General features: G+C 43.3%; 12 protein-coding genes. 3 read left to right on the top strand and 9 right to left on the bottom strand.

What is annotated here, in order from left to right:
- Positions 1 to 25 precede the first annotated feature (25 nt).
- Entirely contained in the window at positions 26 to 436 is a 411-nt protein-coding gene (locus B2107_RS14260) for a hypothetical protein (RefSeq protein ID WP_293956334.1), read from the top strand.
- Here the strand turns inward: B2107_RS14260 and B2107_RS14255 are convergent, their stop codons facing one another.
- The 7 genes from B2107_RS14255 to B2107_RS14225 all read right to left on the bottom strand — a co-directional run bounded on the left by B2107_RS14255 (position 437) and on the right by B2107_RS14225 (position 12300).
- Positions 437 to 2800 (bottom strand): glycoside hydrolase family 3 N-terminal domain-containing protein, encoded by a 2364-nt coding sequence (locus tag B2107_RS14255; RefSeq protein ID WP_293956333.1) that lies wholly within the window; start codon positions 2798 to 2800, stop codon positions 437 to 439.
- Between the two features lie 133 nt (positions 2801 to 2933).
- Positions 2934 to 3773 carry a glycerophosphodiester phosphodiesterase family protein gene (locus B2107_RS14250; RefSeq protein WP_293956332.1) on the bottom strand — a complete coding sequence of 280 codons (840 nt, stop codon included), beginning with the start codon at positions 3771 to 3773 and terminating at the stop codon, positions 2934 to 2936.
- A 159-nt stretch (positions 3774 to 3932) separates the two neighbouring features.
- Complete coding sequence (locus B2107_RS14245) at positions 3933 to 5126, bottom strand: purple acid phosphatase family protein (protein WP_293956331.1); 1194 nt, start codon at positions 5124 to 5126, stop codon at positions 3933 to 3935.
- Positions 5127 to 5191: 65 nt separating this feature from the next.
- Positions 5192 to 6844, bottom strand: a complete 1653-nt coding sequence (locus B2107_RS14240; protein WP_293956330.1) for a SusD/RagB family nutrient-binding outer membrane lipoprotein — start codon at positions 6842 to 6844, stop codon at positions 5192 to 5194.
- Positions 6845 to 6856: 12 nt separating this feature from the next.
- Positions 6857 to 10510 carry a SusC/RagA family TonB-linked outer membrane protein gene (locus B2107_RS14235; RefSeq protein WP_293956329.1) on the bottom strand — a complete coding sequence of 1218 codons (3654 nt, stop codon included), beginning with the start codon at positions 10508 to 10510 and terminating at the stop codon, positions 6857 to 6859.
- A gap of 116 nt (positions 10511 to 10626) precedes the next feature.
- Positions 10627 to 11616, bottom strand: coding sequence for a FecR family protein (locus B2107_RS14230; RefSeq protein ID WP_293956327.1), 990 nt, complete (start codon positions 11614 to 11616; stop codon positions 10627 to 10629).
- Positions 11617 to 11679: 63 nt separating this feature from the next.
- Entirely contained in the window at positions 11680 to 12300 is a 621-nt protein-coding gene (locus B2107_RS14225; protein ID WP_293956326.1) for an RNA polymerase sigma factor, read from the bottom strand.
- A gap of 584 nt (positions 12301 to 12884) precedes the next feature.
- Between B2107_RS14225 and B2107_RS14220 the strand changes: the two genes are divergently transcribed.
- Both B2107_RS14220 and B2107_RS14215 read left to right on the top strand, forming a co-directional pair.
- Positions 12885 to 13532: a hypothetical protein gene (locus B2107_RS14220; RefSeq protein WP_293956325.1), complete on the top strand. Its 648-nt coding sequence runs from the start codon at positions 12885 to 12887 to the stop codon at positions 13530 to 13532.
- A 14-nt stretch (positions 13533 to 13546) separates the two neighbouring features.
- Positions 13547 to 14635: a Gfo/Idh/MocA family protein gene (locus B2107_RS14215; protein ID WP_293956324.1), complete on the top strand. Its 1089-nt coding sequence runs from the start codon at positions 13547 to 13549 to the stop codon at positions 14633 to 14635.
- 48 nt (positions 14636 to 14683) lie between these two features.
- On the opposite strand, the gene B2107_RS14210 is transcribed toward B2107_RS14215, so the two are convergent.
- Positions 14684 to 16204 carry a RagB/SusD family nutrient uptake outer membrane protein gene (locus B2107_RS14210; RefSeq protein WP_293956323.1) on the bottom strand — a complete coding sequence of 507 codons (1521 nt, stop codon included), beginning with the start codon at positions 16202 to 16204 and terminating at the stop codon, positions 14684 to 14686.
- 135 nt (positions 16205 to 16339) lie between these two features.
- Positions 16340 to 19591 carry a SusC/RagA family TonB-linked outer membrane protein gene (locus B2107_RS14205; protein ID WP_293956321.1) on the bottom strand — a complete coding sequence of 1084 codons (3252 nt, stop codon included), beginning with the start codon at positions 19589 to 19591 and terminating at the stop codon, positions 16340 to 16342.
- Between the last annotated feature and the right edge of the window lie 5 nt (positions 19592 to 19596).

Raw genomic sequence — 19596 nt, 5'->3', positions numbered from 1 at the left:
TTCGTTATATGCTAAAAACCAAGTTATGAAATCAATATCAAAAATATTAACATCATTAGCATGTATCGTATGCGTAGGTTGCTCAAAGGAAGCTGCTAATCAAAACCTGTATCTCGAGGGAAGTTATTCCGGAAAATTTATAGTAAACTATAAAAATCAGGACCAAACCTTCACTGGAGACGTAACTGTACGGTTTAAAGCGGACAGTTTCTTTTGTACAGCAAACAAAAACAGATTTCCCGCAGGTGGCTCAGGTACATATGAGATTGACGGCGACCAAATTATTTTCAAAGATAAGAATTTTTGGACAGCAGATTTTGACTGGGCTTTAATATTGAACCACAATTACACCTACTTAGTGGATGGAAACGATCTAACTTTAACAAAAGCTCCCTATCAAAATAATAGCTATATCTATAAATTAACGAAGGATTAATTAATAATCCTTCGTTAATTCCAATGTTCCCTTCAACCGGATATCATCCGAAGATGCGCCGACCAAAAGTTTAAACCTGCCTTTTTCTGTCTTCCATTCATTACCTGCATTCCAAAGTTTGAGGTCCTCCTTGGTCAATTGAAAAGAATAACGTTCTTTCTTTCCTGCTGTAATATTTCGACGCTCAAAACGCTTCAATTGCATGACCGGTGTCACCACCGAACTCACCTCGTCCACAACATATAACTGAGCAACTTCATCGCCAGCTATTTTTCCCGTATTAGCAATATCAAACGACACCGTACACGTAAAATCATGCTCAGACTCATTCGAAGAAATCTGTAAATTGGTGTACTCAAAATTGCTGTAGCTCAACCCATAACCAAAAGCATACAATGGTTTGGCCGTCATTTCTACATAGTCATGATGTTTGGGTTTTGTATGATTGTAATGTACTGGCAGCTGCCCAACCGACCGAGGTACTGAAATCGGTAATCTTCCTGCCGGATTGTAGTCGCCAAACAAGACATCTGCAATAGCCGAGCCTCCTTCCTGTCCCGGATACCAAGCGTTCACAATCGCAGGCACATGTTCTGCTGCCCAATTCAAGTTTAATGGTCTCCCCATAATTGTTACAAGTACAACGGGTTTTCCTGTTGCCTGTATTGCCTGCATCAATTTGATCTGATCGCCCATCATATCCAGCGAAACGCGGTCAAAACCCTCTCCACTCTCCATATCACTCACGGTATTGGGGTCCACATTCGCTGCTCCGGTTGCCTGATAGGAGGTTTTGAAATCACGTGCGCTTGAACCTCCTAAAACTAAAATCACCGCATCAGCCTCTTTAGCAGCAGCTACGGCGCCAGCGATATCCGAATGACTTGTATCCCGTATTGCACAGCCCTTAACATAATCAATTTTGGTACTTTTACCAACTGCAGACCGGATTCCCATTAGTAGGGTCTGAATTTTACCTTCGGCCTGTGGCGCGGTATAATCGCCCAGCTGGTTATAGGCATTGTCAGCATTCGGTCCTATAACTGCTATTCGTTTCAACGATTTACTTAAGGGTAAGAGTTGCTGATCATTTTTTAGCAAAACAATCGACTCGCGGGCTACTTGCCTCGCAAGCATTTTATTTTGTGGTGTAGCGACTTTTTGAGCAACTAATTTCTCATCCACATAAGGTTGATCAAAAAGGCCAAGATTGAACTTCATCCGCAATACACGGGCAACTGCTGTATCGAGAACAGCAGATTCAACAAGCCCTTGCTGCACAGCCTTGAGCAAATTTGCACCATAACCAGTCCCGCTTAAATCAACATCCAGTCCCGCATGAATACTTTGCGAAGCGGCGTCTTCGCCAGTAGCAGCAGTAGCATGACCGCCGTTGAGCCCCGATATGCTCAATAAATCCGACACAACAAAGCCGGCAAATCCCCAGTCTTTACGTAAAACGTCTTTTAGCAGCCAAGGATTAGCTGAACACGGAATACCGTCAATACTATTATATGCGGTCATGACCGACCCAGCGCCTGATTTTACAGCACGCTCAAAAGGCGGAAGGAAATATTGCCGGAGGCTACGCTCGCCAAATGAAACAGACTCACCATTATGCCCACCATCTGGAGCAGCATAGGCGACAAAATGCTTCAATGTACCTATTATTTTATCGTGCTGCCCTAGCTTCTCACCCTGAAAACCACGGATCATTGCAGTTCCCATCTGACCGATCAGATAGGGATCCTCCCCATAGGTCTCTTCGGTACGCGACCAACGGGGGTCTCGCGCTAAATCAAGCACAGGACCATATCCGTTTTTACCGCCCACTGCATAGGTCTCCTTAGCGATCGTCGCTGCCATATCCTGAATCAACTGCGGATTCCAGGTACTCGCTTGCCCAATAGCAGTAGGGAAAACGGTTGCACCAATAGCCATATGTCCGTGCGGCGCCTCCTCAGACAATAACAACGGAATCCCCAGTCGTGTACTATCCACCATATAACGTTGGATGGCGTTTGTAGCACGCGCGGCTTCTATCGGACTCAGACCATTCAATAAGGTTTTTTGTGTCCAAGGATCAGCGCGCAATGTCGCCCACAATAACCCAATATGTTGCTCTTTCGCTGCTTTCCGTAATTTATTGCTAACCGTTATCTGCTTTCCATCTTTCGTATACATTTCCCAGCCAAGCAATTTACTCAACTGCCCGACCTTCTCCTCCACAGTCATTCTTCCCAACAGATCACTTACCCTCTTTTCGGTAGGCAAAGTATGGTTTTTATACGGAAATTGTTGGGCTTGAAGTGGTGGACAGAGCCATGCTCCCATTGCGGCCAAAAGTAATATACGGACTTTCATAAATGGATTATTGTTTTTTTATTTCTGTGCTTTATTATGGTCCGGATTAGCACAGCACTAGGCTATGCAACCGGTTTCCAAAACACTAAATTAACGATTTAGCATCAATAATCAAGTTAAATTTTGATTCCCCTTAGAGCACTTCACGCCACAGACCTGGCTGGTCGGTCTGAATAAGGCGCACAAACGGATATTTTTCCAATAAAGACCGATAAGCCATGCTTCCGTCCTTCGCCGCCTGATCGTCATATTCCCCCAAACTATTCATCCAAAAATAAATGCCTTGTTCGCGCAGCCGGTTTAGTTCTTCGGTTTCTATAAACGACTCATCAAGGTGGACAACCGTCGTTAATCCCATCTTGAGTATAGCCGCTAGGTCAGCCATGCTACGTGCTCTGGGGAACAGCGTGATCGTCGGATTGAGTTTGTAAGTCTTCGGCATGTCTTTGTAATCGTAAAGGAAAAACAATACTTGGTCTTCCATCCCCTCCTGTGCAATAAGCGTATAAGTTGTCTTGACAAATTCTTTCCGATCTTCTTTAAAATCCAAATCCACGAGGATTTTCCCCTTTGCTACACGCAAAGCTTCTGATAAGGTCGGAATAACATGTTCCGATTCGCCTCCATGAGCTTGGGTGCGTAAGTGGAGCTTTTGAAGCTCAGCATAAGTATGCTTGGCGACCTCTCCTTGTCCCGTTGTCGTACGGTTCACTGTTTTATCATGCATCAGTACCAGTACACCGTCTTTGCTTGCCCGTACATCGACCTCTACGACGGAAGCTCCTTGCCGAATGGCCTCTTCAATCGCAGCAATGGAGTTTTCCGGCTGTTTTAAATGAGCGCCCCGGTGCGCTGCAATGTGAACACTTTTTTGATTTAACTTTTTAATCAAATCAGCTGATTGACCATATAACACTGTGGTCAAACTCACTATCATTCCCAGTAAGATAGTAGAAAATAAAATCTTTTTCATTGCTATATAGCTATTTTTTTTAAGCAATCTCTTTTTGTTATACCGTATAAACCAGCCATCTCGACGCAGATAGATCTTAATCTTTTAATGGATTGAATCCCGCAATTAAAATAACGGAAAGTCTTCCGGTTTGAATGGATTACTTTCCGTCATTTTCGTTTATTTTTTAGACAACTCGAATGAATCAAACAGCTGACCATTCAGCTTGTAGCTTGAAAAATACAGCTTATTGTTATTCAGTTTAATGACCTGATAGAGTTGCGTCTGTGAGGTTGCCCGATCCATCCAGCGTTCGGAATCTGACTCATACATTTTCGGTCCGGCTACGGATAAAAGGTAAATAGGACGCTTTTTACCAAGTCCTCCGCGTGCATAGGTATGATCATGTCCCTGAAGAACCAAATCCACCCCATATTTCTCAAAAATAGGTTTAAAGCGTTCTCTCAAGATGGTGTTGTCACGATTTTTAGCCGTGGAGTATACGGGATGGTGCATCACAACGATGTTCCATTTTTTTGGTGAGGATGACAACACTTTCTCCAGCCATTTTTCCTGTACTGCTGCCGCGGTGGAGTCTAGCATAATCAACTGAGAATTTAGGGAAATCATACGCAGATCCTGATAATCCAAATAATAAACAGCATCCTGCATGTCCTCAGGGCCATTCTTAGGCAAGTTGAACTGTACGTTCCAATGCGGGTCAAGTACAAGCTTCCCAAGCGAGTCGCGACGGTACTCGTGATTCCCCGGTGTTGGAACAGCAGGGACCATCTGATGAATAAATCCCGCGGCCTCATGCCATTCTGCCCACTCTTCGTCGGCATTCGAACGATTGATCAGGTCGCCCGCATGAACAATAAAGCGTGCATTCGCCTCCTGTTGATAAGCACGACGGATGGCACGTGCCCATCGTGACCGTAGGTCATTCTGTGCATCGCCCAAATAGATAAACGAAAAGCCGCCAGAACGCTCTGCAGTTCTGAATTGGTTCCAGGGACTCCAAATGGTGCCGTCTCCAACCCGATAGGCATAGACCGTTCCGGGTTTCAGGTCACGGAAGGTTACCTGTCCATAGGTGTCGGTTTGTTGCCCTTGCTCCAGAGACACTCCTATTCCCTGTACTGATATCGCTTTTGCTTCAAGTTCAGGATTACTCAGTTCTTCAACAACCTGACCAATCATTTTAGTCTTATCCGCGTTGACGCGCCACGACACAGACTGCGTTTGGCTGGGATCATCGGACCAAGTCAATGTAATCCGGTCTGGCTGTTTATACGCGTTGGTGGTCTGGCTTTTCCCTTCCAATAAAGTACAGCAAACGCCGATAACAAGTAGAATATGTTTTATTTTCATTTTTATATTGATTTTATAAGCGATTGAACCGCTGGTTATAATGACTTTCATTTTACGATCAAGACTTACCAGGGCTTGTTTGTTCCTTGCAATAACCAAGGTTTTGACCAGGCACTATTTTCATTATCTGCCTGTGAATATGCTGTCTTCTCAATGCGCTTTAAGGCCTCTTCTGCATTTTTTTGATTCACACTCATTTCGGTTTGCATATAAGGCACACGCACCGGAAGTTGTGTACGAATGGCTGCGGGGCCGGCCTTTAGAGCGGGGTACCCTGTGCGACGATAATCAAACCAGGACTGTGCGGCAGTTGACCAGCTTGCGATCCATTTTTGTTCAATGATCTGCACTTGCGTATTTTCAAACGCCACCCCTTTCTGACGAATATAGTTGGAATAGTCTGCACCCCTTCCCCAGCTTGCCAGAGATTCCTGTATAGCACGCTCATAATAGGTCTTCGCTGACTCAGGCAGCCCCCATCCTTTCCAGGCTGCTTCAGCCAAAATAAAATTAACTTCGGCAGCAGAAAGCAAACGTGCTTTTAACAAACTTCCCTTCGCCGAACGATAGCTATCATTCAGGTAAGAAACATGCGGATTGATCGAGGTCTGCCCGGGCGTTGGATTGAGGTTGTAGGCTGAAGGGTTTTTAGATACACTTGGCGGCAGTCCGACATACTCCTTATCGGTATCCACGGGAACACCTTTGACGACATCTGGCGATACAATCCGAACACCATTAACGATCTTATCTGTACCTGCGGGCTCATTGCTGCGGATCTCAATGGGTATGTCTACCTTTCTTGCCCAAACCGCCAAACGGGGGTCGCCAAGTTCCTGTAGTCGGTCGACCAGTGTTGCACACATTTTCATTCGTCTAAAATTACTTCCACTGGCATCATAAACCGTATTTGACGGCCAGGAGTCATTTGCATTATTTCCAACAAAATCCATCAATACATCATCAGTGGTACTCGTAATAATTGGAAATTTATCGGGATTGGCAACAATACTTTCAATCCCCTGTTTGGCAAAAGCAGGAGACTTTTCCGAAAGACGCATATAATACCGCAAAGCTAATGAGTTGGCAAATCGCCGCCATTTTGAAGCCTTTCCGCCAAAATACACATCCGCATTCGCTAGTACCTCATAAGAGGCATCTGGCCGCGACAAGAGTTCATTAGCTTGTAATAATTCGTCTATTATACCCCTGTAAATAACTTCCTGTCCGTCATATTTCGGAAAATTATAGACTGCATCTCCGAGTTCCGCCTTCAACGCATCTGTATAAGGCGCATCCCCCCAGAGATCAGTCACCAATCCGAATAAGTAAGCGCGCATCACCAAAGAAACTCCTTTATGGAAATCCAGTCCTAATTTCTCCGCCCGTCTGCGCATAAGCTCATTGTCCCGTAAAAATCCGTAATAAGCATCCCAACTCAAAATTCCCCCAGTCCATTCATAATCATTATGTGAGTTGAACCAGGCATCTAATTGAGTATGCTGCATCACTCCGCCAAGATCTGAGAAACTCAATTCATTGTATTTCTTTGCCGCCCCTGTTAGTATTGTTGGCAGCAAAAGATTGGGATTTGCATCCTCTTCACTTACGCCGTTCGGATTAATATTAAGTTCGGTCAGATCTTTACAAGCTGAAATATTCCATACGATCCCAAGGCCCACTAACGCCATGGTGAAGCGCTTCAACTGATTTTTCATTTATGTCGTGTATTAAAATGTCACATTTACTTTAAATCCAATAGGCATCGACCAAGGGGTCACGTTATAGCGTTCAATCCCCTGCTTGAATCCAATACCAGTTTCCGGCTGAAAGGCCATTTCCGGATCTATACCCACTTTCGCTTTGGTCCATAAGATCAGGTTACGGGTATAGACTCCCACACTACTATTCTCTATTCCGAGACGTTTCAGCCATTTTCCTGATAAATCATAGCTAAAGGACAGTTCCCGAAGCTTGATAAAAGAAGCATCAAATGTCGCTGCATTCATAAAATCCCAAGGGTAATTATCTGAATAAGCGATATATTTTGTTCCTTCACCACCAAGATTCTCTGTATATCCGGTAATGTTGCCTTTGGCATCATATTGTGCGATAACGCCCGGATTAAACACCCCAAAATTGCCAACAAGACCACCCACACTGATCGGATAACCACCATACTCTTCGCCTGGTCCTCCAACAATGGGATATCTATTACCTTGCACACGGACAAGATTATTATCAATCAAGTAATTCCGCAACGTTTCGCCCGTCATTCCAATAGGATTGATCATCTGGTCAAGAAAGCGCTGTGTCGTCAAGTTAGATTCAAAATAGCGGTAGGTCTGCGACATGAACTTGCCTCCAAAACGCATATCCGCAGCGATATTCATTGTCCATTTTTTATAGCGAAGACTTGACTGCAGGCCCATCGTGAAATCGGGATTAAAATTTCCGATTTTATTGCGGCTATTGTTTATCCTGACCGCCTGCCACGAACCATTTTTATTTAGAATTGGAAACCCGTAATAAGGTGATGACTGATCCTCCACGGTCACTAACTTAGAATCATATAGATCCCCGATCTCTTCTCCCACGTAGGTACGAGCGCCCCCCCGGCCGTCAGTCCAAAACGTATAAAATTCTACTCCTTCAGAAAGTTTGTCGATACGAGTACGATTGCGGTGCCAATTGACACCAATATCCCATGTCCAATTTTCCTTGGCGATAGGTCGCCCGGAAACAGCAAGTTCAATACCGCGGCTGCTCAACAGTCCGGCGTTGATATTTTTGGAGTTAAAGCCGCTTGACCCCGGAAGCGTTGTTGAAATAATTTGGTTTTTGTTTTCCAGTTTATAATAGGTTCCTTCAAACTTCAGTCGATTATTCCACATGCCCAGATCCAGTCCAAACTCGTAAGATGTTGCAATTTCGGGCTTCAGATTAGGAACCAAGAGTGACCCCGAGCGGGTTAGTCGCAGCACGTCACCCCAGCTACCGGGATTACTCAGTACATTGGAGAGATTATAGGGATAAGTATCATTTCCCACGCGCGCAATACCAGCTCTCAGTTTTGCCAAATTGATCGTTTTAGGCAAAGAAAATACCTGGTTGGCCAACACACTTAGAGATGCCGAAGGATAAAAATAGGATCGATTGTTTACAGGTAAGGTGCTGGACCAGTCATTGCGCCCAGTCACATCCAAATAAACCATATCCCGATAACTTAGATTGACCAGTCCGTAAACACTGTTTATAGCTCTTTCAGAAATTGTGCTGTAGAAATCCAGGTTCAGTGGACTGATATTGGCCAATGTGTAGAGCCCCGGTGTGATGAGTCCAGCGCCATTCTTTGACGTGTTTTGCACCGATTTTCCTCGGTTATAGCGCAGATTTCCACCCAATGAGCCTGTGACCTGAAAGGCATCCAATTTTGTAGTGTAAGTTGTCAGAAAGTCGATGTTCTGCTCCATATTCATTAAATTGACAATACCATAGGCTCCTCTCGGTTCGTTGGTGTAGCTGTAAGGGATTTTTGTCTCCCTATTTTCCCAATAAATATCCGTTGCATACCTGAGCATTGCAGTCCAGTCTTTTTTGATAGTCCAATCCAACCTCAGGTTGCCAAAGACGCGGTCTCTTGTAAACGCATTGTTCACCCCATAAGCAAGAAAATAGGGATTATTATGATTACCAATAGACTGCGAACGTTGTTGAATCTGCTCCTGTCCCGGCAGCCAATAATCCTGCAAGTCTACTATATTGATATGTGGAGCAACTTCATAGGCCGCTTGCATCGGATTGGTTCCTCGGTTTCCCGCTGGCCTATTGTTGGAGTTATTTCTACTGGCATCCAATGCCAGGCCCAATGTCAGGCTGTTGCGAAGGCGCATGGTCGAATTAACATTCAAGGTGTTTCTGAACAGATCCGAATTGGGAATAATTCCTTTATTGGCCATATTGGAATACGAGAAACGATAATCCAATTTTTCGCTTCTGTTGCTTAGGGAAATTCCATTGGTACTTGTGACCCCAGTCTGGACAAAGTTTTTGATATTATCTGGGTATGCTTTTAGTTCCGTAGGAATGGGCTTACCGTTCTCGTCAAGTGGACTATTCCATTGCACAGCTTTATACCCCTTATCCAGTGCGGGGCCTACCATAACACTCGACTCTTCCTCGATCACCAAATTACCAGGCAGATCACCGGGTCGCCAAGGTAAAGTACCACTGGCAAATTTGTTGTGCAATTCAATAAATTTATACGGGATATCAAATACTGTGTTACTAGTCACGGCAATGGTCATCTTCTCTGCATTCTTACCACTTTTGGTGGTGATCAGCACCACACCATTACCTGCACGTGAGCCGTAAAGCGCAGCTGCACTTGGCCCCTTCAAGATGGAGATATTGTCAATATCTTCGGGATTGATGTTGGCAATTGCATTACCATAATCCACTTTATTGTCGTCACCGATCTGACCGATATTATTTAAACTGTTCATCAAGGGTACACCATCCACTACAAACAGTGGCTGGTTGTCTGTACTGAGCGATGACGCCCCCCGAATCACCATATTCACGCTCGAGCCAGTGGGCCCTGTCGCGCTAATGGATACGCCGGGCACCTTACCTGCCATACCAACCAAAAAATTATCATTATTTACGCGATTGATGTCTTCACCTTTGATTTTACCAACGGCATAACCCAATGAGCGGTCCTGACGTTTGATTCCCAATGCAGTCACGACCACTTCATCCAATTTGTTGTCATCATCGTTTAAGATCACTTGGCGTACAGCTGCTGCACCAGCATCGAGCTTCAGATCAGTCAATTCTTTTGGTTCATAGCCGATGTGGGTTATCAGCACATTGTACACGCCCGCAGCCAACTTGATGGTTACTTCACCATCTGCATTAGACAAAGCACTTTCTCCCGTGAGCGGAATACGCACAGAGGCTCCGCGAATGGGTTGTTTGTTGCGATCGACCAACTGTAATTTCAAGTCATACAGCTCTTGTTTATTTCCATTTTTAACAAGTACAACTCCTCCTAAAACTCTTTTTGATTGAATGTTTGTTCCTTTCAGGATATACGCAAGAACTTCCTCAAAACTTGCATGCTGAAATGTCTTTTGTGCAATTGAAATTCGCTCTAGCTGCAGCATTTTTCTATCATAGCCAATGGCTTGACCTGTTACTTTTGAAAGTTGTGCTATTGCCTGAGCGGCATTACCATTCAAGAGATGGATAGTGATAGTATCCCAATGTGCAGCGCTACCCCGATCCAGTACCCTAGCCTGGCTGTCGACGACGGCACAAGACACCAAGGAACAAAGCGCAAGCTTGGTGGCAAGTCCGGTAAGCTTAATTATTTTATACATATATTTGTATGAATGTTTTAAACATGAATATTCAGGTGCTCACTGGTCGATTTAGCGGTTTGCCAGATGAGCACTTTTCTTGAGCAGATAAAGGATGCTGATCTGCTCCTTACAGCTTATTTGTACAAGATTATTTCATTTTTCTCCCTCCTAAATTTGATTTGATGAATGTTGCAAACGATAGTCAGCACCTGGTTCAATGACTCTACATGCGGTATCATCAGCGAATAGTTGAACGAATCGGTATTCAGATTGTCGGTATGCAGCATAACGCCGAAGCGGTTATAGATTACTTCTTTTAGTTCCTTGAAGCCGATGTTATTCAATTGCATACCACCTTGTGTCCAAAGACTGATGTAAGCTGGATCACTATCGAAAGTTTCAAAGCCATTATGAGCTACGTTGTACCGGACGGCCTTACCTGCCGTAAGGATATGGTTCGCTCCATTTTTGGCATTTAGAACACTCACCCGCCCCGTTTTTACTTCGACCGTCACCTGTTTAGTAGACATCGAATTGTTGACGTTGAATGATGTTCCTAGTACTGCAACAGAAACGCTGCCTGTTTCTATCTTAAATGGATGTAAAGTATCCCGTCTGACCCGAAAGAATGCTTCCCCTCGATCTAAAAAGAATTTTCTGTTTGATGCAAAATTCTTACGATCGTAGCGGATACGTGTATTTCCGTTTAAAAAAATGGATGTGCCATCAGGTAACTGAATTTCTTTCAACTCGCCGGCGTTCGTAACCGTTTCCATCAATAATGCGATCGTTTCTGTCCGCTTCCGAGAAAGCGACATCGGGTTGTGCTGAAAAAATAGCAGACTGATGCCTCCTACGATTAAAATAGCCGCTGCTGCTGAAAGCCAGGAAAATTTTCTGACCGGTATGTTAGCCACCTTCTTTGCCCCGACAGGTGCTTCAGCTATTCCTACACGAATAAATAAGTCTTGTTTGATTTTTTCCCGATGATTTGCATCGATAAAGGAATTAGTGTCTTCATTTGAGATGGACTCATACCAGTCGTCCACATGACCTTTTTCCTCCTCAGTCAATTTCCCTCCGAGATAATCTGTTATGATAAGTTTAAAGCGTTCTAAATCCACCTGCAATAATTTTTATAAGAATACAGGTCAGAACATCGAAAGTACTTTAATTAAATATGTTCTTTATATTAAATAATCATAAAGGAGATAGCTACCCGCAAGCAATAAAAATACAGAATCATGGTCTGCAAATCTTTGCATTAATTCACGGCGCATGATCTTTTTGGCTTCCGACAAATAGTTTTTAACGGTCTGTTCTGCGAGATTAAGTTCCTTGGCAATTTGTGTTATTGAATAATTGTCAGAACGCATTAGATAGACTGCTTTCATCAATTTAGGTAATTTGTCTATCGAATCATCCACAATAGCCTCCAGCGCCTTATACTTGGCAAAGGCCTGGCTATCCAAATTGGAAAAAGCTTCCATGCGTTCCATTGATTTCTCCAGGACCTGTTTTCGTACACGTTCCGAGGCGTAGTAATTCAGTATTTTGTTTTTGAGGGCTTTGTGGAAATAGAATTTCATATCGGAGTATTCAGTACTCACGAGCGATCGTTTTTCCCAGACGTGGATAAATACTTCCTGCACAAGATCCTTAGCCTGATCCTCTTCCCGAAGATGACGAAAAGCGACGGTGTATAGATCCTCCCAATACCGCTCAAAGAAATAGGCAAAGGCAATGGAGTCACCTTCTTTAAAGCGCAGCACATAGTGGTTATCAAATTTGGCTTCGGTAGTGTTCACTTCGCAAAGATAGCCCCGGTAGATTATCAAAATGTTAATTTAACGGGAAGCTTTTATTCGAATGTACTCCACTATTTGAATAAACTGCGCTATTTAAATACACACCGCTTGGTGTTTGTAAAAAAGCATCCTAAAAATTGTTAATAAACATGTTAACTCTCTCGTATTGAGCAGATTTTTTGTTAAAAAAAAGATGGAGCCTTATTTAGCACGATTAGGCATTCCAGCTAAAAAGGGAACAGTTAAAATGTGAACAACAATGTTAATTAACTTGTAACCAATGGACTTTATGTTAACAACCACTTATAAGCAAAACACACGAAACTTTCCTGTAATGAACCCCATATCCAGTTGTTTTTACCTGCATAGAACGAATTTTTAACAAGGGACATTTTTTAATTCACTTTACTAAAAACGATGCCGCTCAGGAAAACAATATCGTTAGGATGTTGCTATCCGAATACAACAATTCCAAACTGAAAGTGTATATTCACAAGAGTTGCTACACTATCGCAGCTAAATCGGTTAAAAAACCGCAAACGGATTGATCAGGATATTTTGAAGATTAAAAACTACGGTCGGAGATGAAAAATGATGAAAAGAAATTGGTCGGTACTATTGCTCATTTTATGGTCAGTGATTCGGATGCCACCGCATTAAGGTCATTGTTATGTTCATTGACCTATCAGCCCAGTAACATTAGAACCGAACTTATTCAATTGTTGAACAAATGGCAAAACAAAGCAGCTGGAACTGTATTTCCCGGGGAAGACCTCTGGCCAGATTTTAAGCAACTTCTGGGAAGCAATCCCGATCTCGGCGTGGCACTTATCGATGGTAATAAAATTGACAGTATCGCCAGTTTTTACGAAGAAATCAATGCCGTCTACATGTCCCATGAAAGTTGGAAGATAGGTAGTCTAGATGGCTTTGACGATTTGCTGTACGGAGGATTTGGTACTTTTAAAGAGGCGACTTCACATGCTATTGTCTGGAAAGATATTGACCACAGCAGCGCATCACTGGGCATCGAAACCACTTTGCCGTATTACCAGGGAAAACTTGGCACACAATCCCCATTTAATCAAACACATTTTCAAAAAAAAATAGAGGAACTAAAAGCGGGGCAGGGAGAAACTTATTTTGACATCGTTGCCGAAATCATCCGGTCTCACCACAAGATCACCTGGATCTATAAAGGACATCCCCACCACAAATCGGTCTATTTATAAAATCTAAACTTAACATGATGAAGCATCTGATCAAAATAACTTTTCTGCTTATTCTATTATCCCATCAGGTTGCAGACGCCAGTGAACGCCTTAAAGTAGCCGTTGCAGGGCTCAACCACGACCATGTATTCTTGCTCCTAAATTTATATCAGGATAAGCAAGTGGATATTATCGGTATTGCTGAACCGAATCAAACCCTATCAAACAAAATACGAACGCAGTATAATTTACCTGACGCAATCTTCTATCATGACTTACCCAGCTTATTGAAACAAGTCACACCGGATGCAGTACTGGCCTACAATCCAACCAATGAGCATATCGACGTCGCGGAGACCTGTCTCCCACTCAAAATCCCAGTAATGGTAGAGAAGCCTCTTGCGACCACTCTTTCTGACGCAAAACGGATCGCACATTTATCCAAACAGTTCGAAACACCCTTTTTGGTAAACTACGAAACGACCTGGTATAAAAGCAATCAGAAATTGAAGGAATTGGTGGATAACGGTGAAGTTGGACAAATCACACGTATGCTTGTAAAAGACGGGCACGAAGGTCCAAAGGAAATTGGATGCAGCGATTACTTTCTGGATTGGCTCACTGATCCGAAAAAAAATGGCGGCGGTGCAATCATGGATTTTGGCTGTTATGGCGCCAATCTGATGACCTGGCTCAAAAAGGGAGAAAGGCCAATTTCAGTGACAGCCTTTACACAACAGCTCAAACCTGAGGTTTATCCAAAAGTCGATGACAACGCTACCATCATACTAAGCTACCGTGACGGCAGCACGGGTATTATTCAAGCTTCCTGGGCCTGGCCATACAGTGTGAAGGATCTGCAGGTTTTTGGCACAAAAGCTCAGCTCTACGCCAAAAATGACAAAGAACTTCTAAAATACAAACAGCAGAATGATCCACCTAAACCTGTATCGACTGCGATCCCGTATTTTGAGCATCATATTGCCTATCTTGAACAGGTTCTGAAAGATGCCGTGCCACCAGAAAATGATCTCGGATCAATCAATAATAATGTCATCGTAGTCGAGATTCTGGAAGCTGCAAAACGATCGGCTAAAGAAGGAAAGACCATCGTTCTAAACTAAGCAAGGTCAGTAGATAGCTAATCTACCGACCTTGTGTGTACTATTCGATTAATAACCTGGGTTTTGATACATGCGTGTCGGATCCAGTTTATATTCATCAAAAGGAATTGGATAATATCGATCTTTTGTCGAGATATTGGAGATTTTAGCATTTCCATAATCAGCCTGGCTTTTGGTCTTGAAATAAGTCACCAGTTCCTGTGCAGTATAATTACGGATCAAATCAAACCAACGTTGGTTTTCAAATGCCAATTCTACACGGCGTTCATGCAAGATGGCCTCTTTTAAGGTTGGATATTTACTACGGTAGCTCGTATTCAGCATAGCCGTTGCATAAGATGGCAATCCCGCACGTTCACGTACCTGATCCAAAAGCGCGATAGCTTCCGCATCTTTACCCAAGTGATGTTTTGCTTCTGCCAACAACAACATCACATCGGCGTAACGGATCAATATCCAGTCGTTTCCACCCCAACCATTGGTACCGGCAGCGTCACTGTTATCTCTAAATTTGGTTACAAACCAATCGTTAACCTGTGTATTCGCTGCAAACTTTACCGAGAAGCCTTTTCGGATATCGTCTTGCTCGTAATCTTTAATCAGATCTAGTTTTGCAACTTCGCCAGCACCTGTAGCGTTATAGCGTGAATTGATGGTCTCCCCCCGCGCCTGGTAATTACGGGCAATACTCGAGCTATAGTTTTGGTCACCTTGTTTGTACTGAATCTGAAAAACAAGTTCTTTACAACTATTTTTCTTGGTCACATCGAAAACATCGGCATAAGGAATTTCGTTTAGTTTACCAAAAGTACGCATTTGGTAAGCCGCATTGAGGTACTGTTCTGCTTTCGCAAAATTTTCTGCACTCCCCGATGTTTGTGTCGCACCCAAAGTGAGGTATACTTGTCCCAAAATTGCATTAATGGCCGCTTTAGACGCTCTGCCAATAACGTAATCTTTTTGTGTATTGGGAAGATTGCTGGACAAAGCCTCGGTCAAATCTTTAATGATCTGCTCGTAAACAATTGATTCTTTCTGACGAAAAGCCAATTCATTTGCTTGTTCTTTACTGGTCACCTGTACCGTAGATAATGGTATATCTCCAAATTTACGTACCATATGAAAATATAATAATGCACGAATGAATTTCGCTTCCGCAATATAACGTCCTTTTAATTCCGCACTTGTAAAGGTCACCTCATCAACGTGCGAGAGAACAGCATTACAGCGACTGATTGCGGCGTACATAGCCGACCAATGTGTCTTGAGGTAGGTATTGCTCGGCAGCAACGAAAAGTCATTGAATTGGAAAGGCTCCCCGGCATTGGACTGATTATCATTACGTCCACTATTATCCGAACGTTCCTCATTATACAAAGTACTCGATTCCCCAAGTGTGCTCCCCGAACGAAGGGACTGGTAGAGCCCATTGATGGCCAAAAGCACATCATTCTCTGATTTGAAATAATCATCGATTGTGACAGCATTGGGATTTTTCTGATTCAAGAAATCTTTGGTACATGAAGACAATGCCAACAAAACAAAGGGTAATATATATCTTTTTTTCATCCTGTTATTTTTTTATTTTTTACCAGTCCATATAACCCAAGGGTGCTCATAGGACTGCATGTTACTATACTGAAGCTATTGACATAGGTTTTTGCTTAATATTTCCGCTGTACAAATAGCTCCTACATACTGCTATTAAAAAGTGACTTTCACGCCAAGGTTATACGACCGCACCAATGGATAAAGCCCATAATCCACACCCGGAGTCAAATTACCACGCTGATTGTAATCCGGTTCTGGATTGTAGCCTTTGTATTTAGAAATCGTAAATGGATTGTCTACAGTAGCGTAGACCCTTAGCCCAGAAAGCGTTAATTTTTCTGCCAGACCTTTGGGAAGATTGTAGCCCAAAGCAATATTTGTCATCCGCAAGAATGAACCGTCCTGCAGATAAAAATCAGAAAGACGGGTACTGTTACTTTGCGTACCGCCACGCGATGCCCGGTATACTTTACCATTTCCCGGATTTTGCGCTGAACGGTAGCGTCGTGCCACATCGGCATATTGATTGCCAGAGCCTTCCATATTGTAGAGGTAATAATCATAGCCATCCAATACTTTATTTCCTTGGGAGCCATTAAATGATGCCCTTAGATCAAAAGCCTTATAGCGCGCATTAAGAGCAAAGCCATAGGTGAAGTTAGGATGCGGATTGCCGATCACCCGTTTATCGGCATCATTGACGATACCATTGCCATCTACATCTTCAAAATAAAGATCTCCGGGTTGTAGCGGAGTTGTTGAAGCCGCTGAAGGTGCCACAGTTTTATAATTCTCTTCAGTTGCAACACCAAGAACTTTAAAGCCGTAGAACATACCAATTGGGCTTCCTTCTTGCGTAATATGCGTTAAGTAAGAGCGTTCAGCACCATTTGTCAATATTGTAGAAGCCCCACCAAGATCGAGCACTTTATTTCTGTTGACATTGATATTCCCGCTCAATCCGAGCTCAAATTCATTTTTACGAATCAGCGTAGCATCCACCTGTAAATCAAAACCTTTATTCTGCACCTTCGAATTAGGGAGATTGGTTAAGATCGTTGTTGATCCAGACACAGCAGAAAGTGGTTGGTTGAATAGTAAATTGAAGGAACGGCTCAGGTAGAAATTGGTCATAATGTTGAGGCGGCCTTTCAACAAACCGAGATCGAGACCAGCGTTGTATTGCGAGGTTGATTCCCAGCCTAATTTTGGGTCGAGCAGATCACCTGCTGTATAGGAAGTCTCCACTTTATCGCCAAGGATTACACCCGCCGGCGAGTTGATAACGGATAACGCGCGATAATCACCAATATTATTATTTCCACTACGTCCCCAGCTCGCTCTTAGTTTGACCGTTGACTGTTGTCCTAACCAATCGGTATAAAACTCCTCCTTGGAGAGCGTCCAACCACCTGAAACCGACGGGAAGGTTCCCCATTTATTATTTGGCCCGAAGCGCGATGAACCATCGGTACGGATGGAAGCTGAAAGGAAATACTTCGAATCAAAGCTATAGTTTACGCGGCTAAAATAAGACTGGAGCGTTGTGATGCGTTTGAACGTATCGTCTTTTAGCAATTGGAAATTAGAAGGATCGGCTCCCTTGTCGGTAATTTCTCCTATAGCATTGTTATTAAAACCGTTGGCTCTTACACCTTGATAATCGTAATCTGTTCGTTGAGCCGAATAACCTAACAATGCGGATACCTGGTGCTTCCCACCAAAGGTCTTGTTGTAGTTTAACGTTGTTTCCAGCAATTTGTCCAATTCATTTTTTGTCTTGGCATCTGCATAAGCAGCAGAAATGGCCTGCGGTGAAAACGGTTTGTTGTTTCCATCGGATATACTTGTCGGACGGAAATAATCATACTTCTCGTCATAAGTAGACAATCCACCGTTTACTTTGAGATTTAGACCATCCATAATGGAGAAATCAGCAAAAGCATTGTATAAACCTCGCTTTCCACGACGGTTATTTTTAATCTCAGTGACATAAGCCAATGGGTTTTCAGGGTTCTGGATACCATAATTATTGGCAGAAAGATCGGCCATCAGGTATTTGGCATAGGTTCCATCTTCATTATAAACTGGCAGTGTCGGCAGATAGATTAGAGCTGCCATAGACGGACTTCTATCGTAACGGCCTGTCGTCACCTCGTTATTGTCGTTATACGTAAAGGATACATTAGCGCCAACGGTCAACCTCTTGCTGACTTTGCTATCGATATTGGCGCGGAAATTAAAGACTTTCTGATCCGTCCCAAGCATGATACCCTGCTGATTTTGATAAGATCCACTTAGGAAATAGCGATTTTTTTCGTTACCGCCATAGGTAGAGAGATTATGACGTTGGAAAGGTGCATTACGGTATAAAGCATCCTGCCAATCGGTATCGTATTTCGCTTTTTTTGCTGTACCAGACGCAAAGTCATAGTAATCTTCAGGAATACTTACTGAGCCGGCATTTCCGACATTGGCAATACGTGTTTTATTATCATCAAAGCGTCTACTGTCGCTCCAGGCGATCCCTTTCGTAGCCAGAAGGTCTTTATAGGAATTGTTACGACCATCAATCAGGAGATCAATAAACTGCTCTGAATTTAAAACATCGATTTTCTTGGAAAGCTGACCAAAGCCACCCAATACTTCGTAGTCTACATTACTTTTACCTTCCTTACCACGCTTGGTTGTAATCAATACAACACCGCCCGCGCCTCGCGAACCATAGATGGCTGCAGAAGCGGCATCCTTTAACACATCGATAGACTCAATATCATTGGGGTTGATATTTAAATTGTTGCCTGCTGGATAACCATCAATAACATATAGTGGATCCGAACCAGCGTTAATCGATCCCATTCCGCGGACACGCATTTTGGTGCCATCGTATGGGGCACCACTTGTCTGCATGACTTGTACACCTGCTACTTTACCAACCAATGCCTGGGATAATTTTGGTGCGCTCAAATTAAGTTCCTCGGCCTTAACGCTAGCGATCGCGCCAGTGACGTCCGACTTTCTGATCCGCTGATATCCGATAGAGATGGTCACCTCTTCCAGTGTGTTTTCATCGGTCTGTAGGAAAAATATCTGCCCATTGGATTGACTGACAGTTTGCACGAGTCTACTATACCCAATAAAGGAAATACTCAGATTATCGCCCATTTCAGCTTCGATCTGAAAATTTCCTTTTTCGTCAGACTGAACAGATTTTTTACTCTTCAAATTTTGGACGGTTGCTCCAGCGACAGCACGTCCTTGGGCGTCGACGACACGACCTTTTACGATTCCTTGTACATGCGTAAATTGCGATGGGGTTAGTGTGAGCGGTTTGGCTTGAACAGCGGGTGAGCTTGCTGCGATGGCACATAACAACCAAAAGACATTGTTGGCTTTAAATTTCATAAGTA

The sequence above is a fragment of the Sphingobacterium sp. UBA7855 genome, assembly GCA_002500745.1.
In the GTDB taxonomy this organism is placed as follows: Bacteria; Bacteroidota; Bacteroidia; order Sphingobacteriales; family Sphingobacteriaceae; genus Sphingobacterium.
Note: the sequence above shows the minus strand (reverse complement) of the source record. Positions and strands in the feature narration are given on the sequence as shown.